Genomic DNA, 12,123 nt, shown 5'->3' on the forward strand with positions numbered 1-12,123 from the left:
GTTATCCTCCGTAATTCAGGCGGCCTGTTGGGCGAAATCACGCACCAGTGTGGCCACGGTGGTGGCGATCTGGTTGCATTCAGCGTCGGTCAGGGTCAGCGGCGGCAGCAGGCGCACCACGTTGCCGGCGGTGACATTGATCAGCAGGCCCTGGGTGCGCGCCAGCTCTACCAGCTCCCCGCAGGGGCGATCCAGTTCAATGCCGATCAGCAGGCCGAGGCCGCGGACTTCCTTTACATGGGAACAGCCGGCGAGCGCATCGCGCAACTGATCCAGTAACCGGGTGCCGAGCTTTTCCGCCTTTTCCGTCAGCCACTCGTTTTCGATGGTCTCAAGTACGGCGATACCGGCGCGGCAGGCCAGGGGGTTGCCGCCAAAGGTAGAGCCGTGGGCACCGGCAGTAAACAACTGCGCGGCTTTGCCCCGGGCCAGACAGGCGCCGATGGGGACACCGTTGCCGAGACCTTTTGCGGTGGTGACTACGTCCGGTAGCAGGTTGTCGTGGTGCTGGTAGGCGAACAGTTTGCCACTGCGGCCATTGGCAGTCTGGATTTCATCCAGCATCAGGAACCAGTCCTGCTGGTCGCACAGGGCGCGCAGGCGCGGCAGGTAGTCGGTGTCGGGGATGCGGATGCCGCCCTCTCCCTGCACCGGCTCTACCAGGATCGCAACAATGTCGCTGTGCTCGGCGGCAAGCTGTTCGATTGCGGCCACATCGTTATACGGCACCCGCAGGAACCCCTCTGGCAGTGGCGCAAAGCCCTGCTGAACCTTGGGGTTGCCGGTGGCGGTCAGGGTGGCCAGGGTGCGACCGTGAAACGCGCCTTCGGTCACGATGATTTTGGGGCAGGCGAGGCCGCGCTCGTTGCCGAGCTTGCGCGCCAGTTTGATCGCCGCCTCATTGGCTTCTGCGCCGGAATTGGAAAAGAACACATTGTCCATGCCCGATAGGCCCACCAGCTTGTCCGCCAGCTGCTCCTGTGGAGGGATGTTGTACAGATTGGACACGTGCAACAGGGTGTTGGCCTGTTCCTGCAGCGCCAGGGTGACCGCCGGGTGGCAGTGACCCAGGCCGCAGACGGCAATACCGGAAAGGGCGTCGAGATATCGTCGGCCGGCATCGTCCCACACGTAGTTACCTTCACCCCGGACCAGGGTCAGGGTTCTTTCACCGTAGTTTTTCATCAGCGCGGGAGTGGCCACGATACTATCTCCTCTGTAAGTGGGCCAAAGAGCGGGGGAGGCGCAGAAAGCACGCCTGGCCGCAGAAAGCACGCCTGGAGAGGCGCTCTGCCGCAGTTTCCCCGGGAAACCGGCAATGGTATCACAGCGGTGTTTCCGTGCCAGCGGGCGTGCGTACCCGACTGAATCGGTTACAATGCGCGCTTTCTGGATTGACGCTTGGCACGGCCGGTGTCGGACATTTCCCAACCCGAGGTTAACTTCCACTATGGATACTCTGGAGAACATCAAGCAGCAGATCGCTGATAACGACATCCTGCTTTATATGAAAGGCAGCCCCAACGCGCCCCAGTGCGGTTTTTCCATGCGCGCTTCCCAGGCGATCATGGCCTGTGGCCAACGCTTTGCCTATGTGGACGTACTGTCCAATCCGGATATCCGCCAGGAGCTGCCGAAGTACGCCAACTGGCCGACGTTCCCGCAGCTGTGGGTCAAGCAGGAACTGGTAGGTGGCTGTGACATCATCATGGAAATGTATGAGAGCGGCGAGCTGAAAACTCTGATCGAAGAAGCGACCGGTAGCGCCGAGCAGGGCGAATAACCGCGCTGATCAGTCAGGCATAAAAAACCGCGGCATGTCCGCGGTTTTTTTGTACCTGGTATTTGCCGGGAAGCATTATTCCTCAGAGGCTTTTGCCATCTGGGTTTGCAGGTAATTCTGCAGGCCGACTTTGTCGATCAGGCTCAGTTGGGTTTCCAGCCAGTCCACGTGCTCTTCTTCAGAGTCCAGGATTTTTTCCAACAGCTCGCGGCTGCCATAGTCCCGTACGGACTCACAGTAGGCGATACCGTCGCGCAGGTCGGGGATGGCTTTCTGTTCCAGCTTCAGGTCGCACTTCAGCATTTCTTCGGTGTTTTCACCGATCAGCAGTTTGCCCAGGTGCTGCAGGTTGGGAATGCCCTCCAGAAACAGGATGCGCTCGATCAGCCAATCGGCGTGATTCATCTCATCGATGGACTCGTGATACTCCTTGTCTGCCAGTTCTTTCAGGCCCCAGTCCTTGAACATGCGCGAGTGCAGAAAGTACTGATTGATCGCAATCAGCTCGTTGCCGAGTGCTTTGTTGAGATGCTCGATAACCTTGGGATCGCCTTTCATTGCTGTCTCCTTTTAGCCCTGACGGGCGGTACCCTGTGAGGGAATTTATTGATCGATTAACACGGTTATGGCGCTGGAATAATTCAGGTGGCCGGTAAAAGTCGATGCCCTGCAGATCAAAATTGTAGGGTCTATTTGCCGGGCCCAGCGCGCAAAGTTGTGTGGAGTTTGCGTCGCGCTGTCGCACAAGTCAAGCGGCGAACGTCGGGGATATTGCGGTAAAAAAGCAGGAAAATTAACGGGAAAAAGGCCGAAAAAATTATTGAGAATAATTGCTTTTTAGATTGTTTTGAGCGGTGCTGCCATTGCGTATGCCGTATTCATAACGAGAACCAGTATCTTTCACAATAAATAGTTGCACTCGGCTTCAGTGCGGCTTGGCAGACGTTAATCCAGCTTGTTGCGAGCCCGGGTGATGTGGCGCTGGATTGTGGCGATATCGAAACGGTCTTCAATACAGTTTTCGCAATCTTCCGACACGCGCTCGAGCAAATGTTTGAGTGCGCGCTGATCTTCCCGCCGATCACAGATTTCCGCCAGTTCTGTGAGCTGTTTTAACAAATGACGCGTTACTACACTGCTGTCACGGCCATATTCGCGAATCTCATCCAGTGCTGCGGAGAGCACATCGGCGAAGTCGAGCTCCGAGGTAACAAGGCGGAGTCTGCTGTCACGGTCGTGAAAGCAGTTGGGCAGTTGCGGGCGCTGCAGAATAATGCCGATGCCGTCGATCAAGCGATCCATGCAGGCGTAAGCGGTGAAAGGATCATTGACCCCGGGGGAGAGCGCACGCACGGCAATCTGTGCCAGTTGGCGAATGGAAAAGACGATGTCCTGTTCGGCAGTGGGTTGCGAGCCGACGGTGATGGCACTGGCAATGGCATCGGCAATGTCATCTGAATCCAGTGCCCGAGGTGGCTCGAAAATACGCGCCATACAGCTCCAGTGGTTGAGAAAAGTCCCCGGGTGACACAGAAGTACGATGCAGCAATCGTTATCCGTGGCCCACTGGGTCAGTTTCTCGCGATCAATACGCTGTACGTAGCCGCTGGATCGGGTCATGACACAGTGGCAGTTGTCGCCCAGGCTCAGGGCATTGATTTCCCGGCGGGACTTGAGTGGATCGCGGCTCTCTTCGGTAGGGTAAAGCGATTCCAGTGCATCGCGGAACTCGCGATTGATGTGGTAGGTGATGTTGTCTACCTGAATCGATTGCGCCACGTTGTGTATGAAATAGATCAGGTAGGCCATACACAGCAGTGCCAGAGCCACCGCCGCGGTAACCGCCAGGCTGAGGTTGCGGCCGTTGTTCTCCCCATTATCAATGCCGCGCATCACCATCAGGGCGTAGACAAAGGTGGAGAGGAATATGCCAAGGGAAGCCTGGGTGCCGCGGTCGCGAATAAAGTTGCGCACCAGGTGGGGGCCGAACTGACTGGCGGCCAGGGTCAGGGCGACGGTGGTAATGGAGAAGACCGTGCCGGCGACAGTAATGGTGCTGCCGGCAATGGTGGAGAGCAGGGCGCGGGCGCTGTCCGGCTCGCGCAGAGACAGCCAGCCAAGCCCGGGAATGGATTCTATCGCCAGCCGTGCATCCAGGGACTGCAATCCCTGAGCCAGTACCAGCGCTGCCAGCATCATCACCGCGGGCACCAGCCAGAAGCTGCCGCGCAGACGTTCAATCAGGTGTAGCAATTGCTGTTTCATGGTCTCCAGCCGTCTCGCGGGTGAATCCGGGCGGAGCTTTAAAGATAGGACATGTCGTGGAGATGTCAGGGAGCGAGATGGGAATTGTGGGTAGAGTCGGTGAGCCGGCCGGTTTTGGGCAAAGGGCTAAAAACGTGCCCTGAAAGCGGGAAGGCACAGGAAGCAGGTGCCGGGAATGAGGGGCGACACCCGCAGTGAAAAACTGAGTGGGGGAGCGCTTTTGCTCGAGAATCAGCCCGCTGAGTAGAACAGTGCGTTGTTGGCGTTGGAGACCATACCTGCGGTCATGGTCTCGTCGATGATTTCCTGGGTCAGTTCGGCACAGCGGCCGCACTGGGAAGAAACTCCAAGGTGGCGACGCAGCGACTTGACGGACGTGGAGCCGTCGTAAACCGCTTCTTTAATCTGGCTATCGGTAATGCCTTTACAGATACATACGTACATCGCGAGCAACCTGGCGTTTAATCAATCTTCAACCAATCCTGTGGCAGGATATTAGTGTTAATGAGAATTAGTGTCAATTACATTCTTTGCCCGATCAGTATCAATTTTAGTCAGCGGGTGAGCTGGGCGCAGGAATTCTCTGACCCGACGGTCTGAAATGTCTGCCGAATCCGGGTATATAGAGAAGGGGGGAGAAAAGGCGCCGAGAGTCAGAAGTGGATGGGGGTGGATTTTATCGGCGTTATATAAAAATTTAATGGGACTGGCATAGGCCCCTGTGTATCATAGCGGCCCACTATCGATCTTTATCCAATTTATAGCGGTTGGTTATAAATTGGCCATTCTTGTAAATCCATTATCTCATTGAGGAGGTTCTCATGGCTGTATTGGTAGGCAAGCCCGCTCCGGACTTTACTGCGGCGGCTGTTCTGGGCAACGGCGAAATCGTTGACACTTACAACCTGGCGGAAACCATCAAGGGCAAGAAAGCGGTAATCTTCTTCTACCCGCTGGACTTCACCTTTGTATGCCCGTCTGAGCTGATCGCTTTCGACCACCGTCTGGAAGAGTTCAAAAAGCGCGGTGTTGAGGTAATCGGTGTTTCCATCGATTCCCAGTTCTCCCACAACGCATGGCGTAACACTCCGGTGAACGAAGGCGGCATCGGTCCGGTTAAGTACACCCTGGTTGCCGACACCAAGCACGAAATCTGCCAGGCCTACGACGTTGAGTCCGAAGGTGGCGTTGCATTCCGTGGTTCCTTCCTGATTGACGAGGAAGGCGTGGTTCGTCACCAGGTCGTAAACGATCTGCCGCTGGGCCGTAACGTAGACGAAATGCTGCGTATGGTTGACGCGCTGGCGTTCCACCAGGAGCACGGTGAAGTCTGCCCGGCCGGTTGGCAGGAAGGCGACAAAGGTATGAACGCTTCTCCGGAAGGCGTTGCTGCGTACCTGAGCGAGAACTCCGAGAAGCTGTAAGGCTTGCTTGGCAGTGGCGGGCGCCAGGCGCCCGTTACGCTCTGAAAACCGCCGAAAGGCGGTTTTTTTGTGCCTGCAGGGTGACCATTGGCTTCTCAATCCCAATGGAGAGTCGGGGAGCGGTAGGGCGTGTGCCGTGTCCGCCAGAAGTGCGTGTATGTGCCAGTTTTATTACAATCCCGCCTCGGCCCGAGACGAAATTTATCCGCCACAGAATTTTTGCCCGGGCTGCTAGTCTTAATTATGTTCCAGCGGCAGTCAGCAGTACGGCAGATGGTGTTTTTCAGCAATTCTCAAGGCTCTTGCCCGCGCTTGCGACGGGCTACAAATCATGCGTTGTCACTGCTGCTGACAGCGATCTGCACTGTGGTCATGCACGCGGCATTTGCCACAGAAGCGCCGAAAAGCGCACGGGATGGAGCCAAAGCGCTCAAATCTGTGGATGCTAGTGCTAAAGATTTTGACCGATATTTCCGCCAGCTCCTAAAGAAGAGTGATGTCCCCGGCGCTGCCTACGTGATCGTGGATCGCGAGCGGATTGTGGCCATGGGTACCTACGGGGTACGGCAGAAAGGCAAGAAAAAGCCGGTCACCAACCATACCGTGTTCCGCCTGGCTTCGGTCTCCAAGACATTTGCCGGCAGTATGGCCGCGGTGCTGGAGCACGAGCAGAAGTTCAGCTGGGATGACCGGGTAGTACGCTACGTGCCCGAACTCACGTTCAAGACCCCCTCGCTCTCCATGCAGCTACAGGTACAGCACCTGTTGAGCCATTCCTCGGGTCTGACCCCCAATGCTTACGACAATTACCTGGAAGACAACCGGCCGTTGTCCAAGATCCTGCCGATGTTTTCCAGCATCGATCCCCACTGTGCTCCGGGCAAGTGTTATGGCTACCAGAACGTGCTGTTCAGCCTGATCGAGGACGTGATCGAGAAGGCCACCGGTGTGCCCTACAGCCGCCAGCTGAAAGATCGTTTTTTCACCCCGCTGAAGATGGAAGATGCGTCGCTGGGGTGGGAGAGCTTTATGGCGAGCAGCAACCGCGCCGCGCCCCATGTGCAGACCGGCCGCGGCTGGCGCCCGGTGAAGGTGGAAAAGGAGTACTACCTGGCGGCACCCGCCGCCGGCGTGAACGCCAGCATCAATGATATGGCCCAGTGGCTCAAGGCGCAGATGGGCTATTACCCCACGGTGCTGCCGCCGGATGTGATTGCGGATATCACCACCGAGCGGGTGGAAACCCAGCGCCATATGCGCCACCGTATCTGGCGCGACTATTTGGATCACGCAGGATACGGCCTGGGGTGGCGTATCTATACCATCGGCGATGACCGCATTATCTTCCACGGGGGCTGGGTTGCGGGCTTCCGCGCCGCCATTGCCTACTCGGAGCAGCGCAAAGTGGGGATTGTGATTCTGATGAACGCGGAGTCGCGCATCATTTCGGATCTCACGGCCAATTTTATCGTGGATGTGACCGGTCGTGGCGAGCTGGTTCAGGCGATCGCGGCTGCCAAAAAATAACTTCTCGGTCGGTATCCTGCCCGGCCCGTTTCTCTGATCTGCCGCCTGTTTCGGAATTTCTCCTATCGTAGGCGCTTGAATTGGGCGCCCGTGGCCCAATATCTGATCCCCTGAAGTTGATCTGATTGATTTAGGGGAGAACCGATCCATGACCGTTGAGGCCCACAAAGAGAGCCACGGCTTCCAGACCGAAGCCAAGCAGCTGCTGCACCTGATGATCCACTCGCTGTACTCCAACAAGGAGATCTTCCTGCGCGAGCTGGTTTCCAATGCGTCTGATGCCGCCGACAAGCTGCGCTTTGAGGCCCTGTCCAAGCCGGAGCTGCTGGAAGAAGATCCGGATCTGCGTATCCGCATCGAATTCGATAAAGACGCCGGCACACTTACCATTACCGATAACGGTATCGGCATGAGCCGTGACGAGGTGATTGAGAACCTGGGCACCATCGCCCGTTCCGGCACCGCCAGCTTTATGCAGAACCTCACCGGCGATCAGCAGAAAGATGCGCACCTGATCGGCCAGTTCGGTGTAGGCTTCTACTCCGCGTTTATTGTCGCCGACAAGGTGGATGTCTTCACTCGACGCGCCGGTAGTGACGCCAGTCAGGGTGTACACTGGGAGTGCAGCGGTGAGGCGGAATACTCCGTTGAGAATATCGAGTGGCCGAACCGCGGCACCCGCGTGGTGCTGCACCTGAAAGAAGACGGCAAAGAGTTTGCCGACGGCTGGCGCCTGCGCTCCATCATCAAAAAGTACTCTGACCACATCGCCCTGCCGGTGGAAATGCTGAAAGAGGAGATGCCGGCAGCGGAGGGCGAAGAGGCGTCCGAGCGCAAAGCGCCTGAATTCGAAGCCGTCAACGCCGCCCAGGCCCTGTGGACCCGTCCGCGCTCCGAGGTGAAATCCGAGGAGTACAAGGAGTTCTACAAGCACATCTCCCACGACTTCGACGATCCCCTGACCTGGAGCCACAACCGTGTGGAAGGCAAGCAGGACTACACCAGCCTGCTGTACATTCCCGCGCGTGCGCCGTTCGATCTGTACCAGCGCGACGCCGCCCGTGGCCTCAAACTGTATGTGCAGCGCACTTTCATCATGGACGACGCCGAGCAGTTCCTGCCGCTGTACCTGCGCTTCGTCAAAGGGGTGCTGGACTCCAACGACCTGCCGCTGAACGTATCCCGCGAGATTCTGCAGAAAGACCGCAACACCGATGCGATCAAGAGTGCACTGACCAAGCGCGTGCTGGACATGCTCGACAAGCTGTCGAAGAAAGACGCCGACGAGTACCAGAAGTTCTGGGATCTGTTTGGTTCGGTCGTGAAAGAGGGGCCGGCGGAAGATTTCTCCAATAAAGAGAAAATCGCCAAACTGCTGCGCTTCTCCACCACCCATACCGACAACGACAAGCAGGATCAGTCGCTGGAAGACTATGTCAGTCGCATGAAGGATGGGCAGAAGCACATCTACTACGTATGTGCCGACAATTTTGCCACCGCCAAGTCTTCCCCGTACCTTGAGGTGTTCCGCAAGAAAGGCATCGAAGTACTGCTGCTGACCGACCAGGTGGACGAGTGGTTCGTCGGCCATATGCAGGAATTCGACGGCAAGCAGTTCCAGGATGTCGCCAAGGGCGCGCTGGACCTGGGCGAAGCGGAAGACGAGGATGACAAGGCGGAGCGCGAGAAAGTCGAGAAAGAGGCTGGCGCGCTGGTAGACCGGGTAAAAGATGTACTGAAAGAGCGTGTAGAGGATGTGCGCGCCACCACGCGTCTGGTGGATTCTCCCGCGTGTCTGGTAGCCAGTGATCAGGATATGGGTATGCAGATGCGCCGTATTCTGGAGCAGGCGGGCCAGTCCCTGCCGGAGGCCAAGCCGATCTTCGAACTGAACCCGTCTCACCCGCTGGTGGCGCGTCTGGATCAGGAGCAGGATGAAGACCGTTTTGCCGACCTGACTAACATTCTGCTGGACCAGGCAAACCTGGCAGCAGGTAACCAGTTGGCGGATCCGGCGGACTATGTGCGTCGTCTGAACTCACTGCTACTGGAGCTGAATAGCTGATGCGGCGTTAGTCTTCACACACAGAGGGGCCCTTGGGCCCCTTTTTTGTTGGCAGGGCAGCGTATTATCGGACGGCTGCTTGAGTGGTTTGTCAGGGGGCTTTGGCGCCAAACAGTGTGCTGGCGTCTTGTCTGCCAGGTTGCTGCGCTATATTTTCGGTTCGTGAGTTGGTTGTGAATTCGTCGCGATCTCACGGAAAATGCCGCCGAATTGCGTAAACATGACACAGTTGTCACCGAGCCGTTGGGCTCAGTGCCAAGGCCCCGTATAATCTCCCGCAAATTCACCAAGTCAGAAGTTTATGACCGAGCGAACATCTAACTCTCCAGTGGACTCTTCCTACGCCATCGCGATTCTCGGTGGTGGCAGCTTCGGTACGGCGGTCGCCAACATCATTGCCGGCAATGGCCATGACACTCGCCAGTGGATGCGGGACCCGGAGCGCGCTGCGGCCTGTATGGCGACGCGGGAAAACCAGTACTACCTGCCGGGCGTCACCCTGGACCCGAACCTCAACATCACCAGTGATCTGGAAGCGGCGGTACGCGGTTGTCAGATTGTATTTGTGGCCATTCCCAGCAAGTCATTCCGTGAAGTGGTGCACCGTGCCGCGCCCATTCTGGCACCGGGGACCAAGTTGATCTCGCTGACCAAGGGAATCGAGCATGACAACTTCCACCTGATGAGCGATATCCTGCGCGAGGAGACCGAAGGCATGCGTGTGGGGGTATTGAGCGGCCCCAATTTCGCCAAGGAAATTGTTGCCGGTCACTACACCGCCACCGTTATTGCCAGTGAAGATGCAGAGCTGTGCGAAACGATCCAGAAAGTGTTGCACTCGGAAACCTTCCGGGTTTATTCCAGTAACGACGTATTCGGAGTTGAGCTGGCGGGCGCACTGAAAAATATCTATGCCATTGTCACCGGCATGGCCGTTGCCCTGGGGCGCGGTCAGAACACCACCAGCCTGCTGATTACCCGCGCGCTGGCGGAAATGATGCGTTTTGCCGAGGCCATGGGCGCAGACCCGATGACGTTTATCGGTCTCGCCGGTGTGGGGGACCTGATCCTGACCTGTTCCTCGGATCTGAGCCGCAACTATCGTGTGGGTTACCTGGTAGGCAAGGGTAGGCAGCTGGATGAAGCCGTCGCAGAAATCGGTCAGGTCGCCGAAGGCGTGAACACCGTTCGTCTGATTAAAGGCAAAGCCGATGAATTAGGCGTCTACATGCCCTTGGTTTCTGCGATTCACGCCATATTGTTTGAAGGTACCCCAATTCCCGAAGTTATCCGGGACCTGATGTCTGGCGAGCAGACTTTCGACGTTGCCTATTCCGCCAAGCCACAATAGCGCGTTCTGTCAGGCCACAATAACGCCTGGGTTTGGCGAATAAGACGAATAACCGAAAGCGTAAATTCACAAAAAATGGTCTCCATCATGGAAAACGCACAGCTCAAACACAATCTGACTTCCAGTGACCATTGGCTGCGTCTGTTGTTCATGGTGCTTTTTGTGATGCTTCTGTCGGTAGCGGGTGTGGTTATGTTGGCCGCTATCGTTCTGCAGTTTCTTTTCGCCATTACTTCCGGCAGCGCAAACGACAATTTGCGCCCGCTCGGTAGCCAGATTGCATCCTATATTTATCAGATCCTGCAGTTTCTGATTTACAACACGGAAGAAAAGCCGTTTCCGTTTGCTGACTGGCCGGAATAGGGGCAAAAGCGGGGCTGCCCGCTGGCCGAGTGCTGCTCGATTTCCCATTCGGGGTCTAAAGTGGATCGGACCCTGCCCATTTTTATTTCAATTGTCCTGGTGATTATTTTATGAGCAATGAAGAGTTGAAGGAAAATCTCACGTCGCCCAATCAATGGCTGCGCCTGGTGTATATGGTGCTGTTTGCCGTGCTGCTGGAAATCGCGGGATTTGTCATGTTGGCGGTGGTGATCGCCCAGTTCCTGTTTTCCATCTTTACCGGTGGGCCCAATGACAACCTGCGTCGCCTGGGGGATCAGATTGCGTCCTATATATACCAGACATTGCAGTTCATGATTTACAACTCGGAAGAAAAGCCATTCCCGTTTTCCGAGTGGCCCGAATCCGACGTGGAAGACCTGTCTGATTACGAAAGCGCTGAAGAGATCGATGGTGAGGTCATCAGCGATAAAAGCGAATCGGAAGCGACCGTGGAAGAGAGCGCCGCCGCGGAAGAGGTTGCCGCTGAGGCTGAAGCGCCCGCGGCCAGAAGTGAAAAGCCCGCGGCCAAGAGTGAAAAGCCTACGGCTGAATCATCCACCAGAAAAGACAGCGAGAAATCCGACGATGAGCCGGTAATCAATCTCGGTGCAGACCCGGAAGATGAGGATAAGCCAAAGACTGCCCAAAAACCCAAGAAGTTGGCGGACGCTGAAACCGAGGATGCCGGTGCCGACATTTCCGGTTCGTCTGATTCAGATAAGGGTTCCGACAAGTCGTAACCGCCCCGGTGGATACCTTTGATACAGGAGTAATCTGTGCTGTTATTTGTGCTGCGCCATGGTCACGCCGAACCATTCAGCAACAGCGACGAAACGCGCGCGTTGACGGATGAGGGGCGCGAAGAGGTGCGGGCAGTGTGCAAGGAGCGCGCTTCTGAGCTGGCGCAGGTGCGCACGATCTGGGCGAGCCCGTTTGTGCGCACCCGCCAAACTGCCAAGATTGTGGCGGAGACTTTTGGTCTCGAGGTTGAGATCAATGAGAACCTCACCGGCGATACTCCGGTACAGCAGCTGATGGATGTGCTGGCGGAAGCGGACGAAGCGCTGTTTCCGCTATTGCTGGTAAGCCATCAGCCCCTGGTGGGTAGTTTGGTCAATGGGCTGTGTGGTACCGGTAATGAACACCCTCTGGGTACCGCCAGTCTCGCCTGCCTTAAAGCGGATGTCTGGGCCCGGGACTGCGCTGAGCTCGAGTGGTTGCAGCACAAGCCATCCTGATCCTGTCCATTGGTCATACCTGCTGTCACCTGAGGCCATTGAGGCCGCACTCGCCGCCTGCCAACATGGGCGGCCGAGTTTCTTTG

12 protein-coding genes are annotated in these 12,123 nt (G+C 56.8%); 8 read left to right on the plus strand and 4 right to left on the minus strand.

Going from position 1 to position 12,123, the window contains the following annotated elements:
- Positions 1-15: 15 nt before the first annotated feature.
- Positions 16-1,203 carry an aspartate aminotransferase family protein gene (locus tag LPW13_RS04245; RefSeq protein ID WP_230438193.1) on the minus strand — a complete coding sequence of 396 codons (1,188 nt, stop codon included), beginning with the start codon at positions 1,201-1,203 and terminating at the stop codon, positions 16-18.
- Positions 1,204-1,450: 247 nt separating this feature from the next.
- Here LPW13_RS04245 and grxD point away from each other — a divergent pair, with 247 nt between their 5' ends.
- Entirely contained in the window at positions 1,451-1,783 is a 333-nt protein-coding gene (grxD, locus tag LPW13_RS04250) for a Grx4 family monothiol glutaredoxin (RefSeq protein ID WP_230438194.1), read from the plus strand.
- Positions 1,784-1,858: 75 nt separating this feature from the next.
- On the opposite strand, the gene bfr is transcribed toward grxD, so the two are convergent.
- The 3 genes from bfr to LPW13_RS04265 form a co-directional block, all read right to left on the minus strand.
- Complete coding sequence (gene bfr / locus LPW13_RS04255; RefSeq protein WP_230438195.1) at positions 1,859-2,341, minus strand: bacterioferritin; 483 nt, start codon at positions 2,339-2,341, stop codon at positions 1,859-1,861.
- 387 nt (positions 2,342-2,728) lie between these two features.
- Complete coding sequence (locus LPW13_RS04260; protein WP_230438196.1) at positions 2,729-4,048, minus strand: DUF2254 domain-containing protein; 1,320 nt, start codon at positions 4,046-4,048, stop codon at positions 2,729-2,731.
- A gap of 231 nt (positions 4,049-4,279) precedes the next feature.
- Positions 4,280-4,492 carry a bacterioferritin-associated ferredoxin gene (locus LPW13_RS04265; RefSeq protein ID WP_230438197.1) on the minus strand — a complete coding sequence of 71 codons (213 nt, stop codon included), beginning with the start codon at positions 4,490-4,492 and terminating at the stop codon, positions 4,280-4,282.
- Between the two features lie 377 nt (positions 4,493-4,869).
- Between LPW13_RS04265 and LPW13_RS04270 the strand changes: the two genes are divergently transcribed.
- The 7 genes from LPW13_RS04270 to sixA all read left to right on the plus strand — a co-directional run bounded on the left by LPW13_RS04270 (position 4,870) and on the right by sixA (position 12,037).
- Positions 4,870-5,472 carry a peroxiredoxin gene (locus LPW13_RS04270; RefSeq protein ID WP_230438198.1) on the plus strand — a complete coding sequence of 201 codons (603 nt, stop codon included), beginning with the start codon at positions 4,870-4,872 and terminating at the stop codon, positions 5,470-5,472.
- Between the two features lie 372 nt (positions 5,473-5,844).
- Positions 5,845-6,999 carry a serine hydrolase domain-containing protein gene (locus LPW13_RS04275; RefSeq protein ID WP_230438199.1) on the plus strand — a complete coding sequence of 385 codons (1,155 nt, stop codon included), beginning with the start codon at positions 5,845-5,847 and terminating at the stop codon, positions 6,997-6,999.
- A 148-nt stretch (positions 7,000-7,147) separates the two neighbouring features.
- Positions 7,148-9,064 (plus strand): molecular chaperone HtpG, encoded by a 1,917-nt coding sequence (htpG, locus tag LPW13_RS04280; protein ID WP_230438200.1) that lies wholly within the window; start codon positions 7,148-7,150, stop codon positions 9,062-9,064.
- Positions 9,065-9,392: 328 nt separating this feature from the next.
- Complete coding sequence (locus LPW13_RS04285) at positions 9,393-10,415, plus strand: NAD(P)H-dependent glycerol-3-phosphate dehydrogenase (protein WP_230439146.1); 1,023 nt, start codon at positions 9,393-9,395, stop codon at positions 10,413-10,415.
- Positions 10,416-10,502: 87 nt separating this feature from the next.
- Positions 10,503-10,778: a DUF4389 domain-containing protein gene (locus tag LPW13_RS04290; protein WP_230438201.1), complete on the plus strand. Its 276-nt coding sequence runs from the start codon at positions 10,503-10,505 to the stop codon at positions 10,776-10,778.
- Between the two features lie 110 nt (positions 10,779-10,888).
- Complete coding sequence (locus tag LPW13_RS04295) at positions 10,889-11,539, plus strand: DUF4389 domain-containing protein (RefSeq protein ID WP_230438202.1); 651 nt, start codon at positions 10,889-10,891, stop codon at positions 11,537-11,539.
- Positions 11,540-11,575: 36 nt separating this feature from the next.
- Positions 11,576-12,037, plus strand: coding sequence for a phosphohistidine phosphatase SixA (gene sixA, locus LPW13_RS04300; protein WP_230438203.1), 462 nt, complete (start codon positions 11,576-11,578; stop codon positions 12,035-12,037).
- Positions 12,038-12,123: the final 86 nt, after the last annotated feature.

The organism is Microbulbifer celer (assembly GCF_020991125.1).
GTDB lineage: Bacteria > Pseudomonadota > Gammaproteobacteria > Pseudomonadales > Cellvibrionaceae > Microbulbifer > Microbulbifer celer.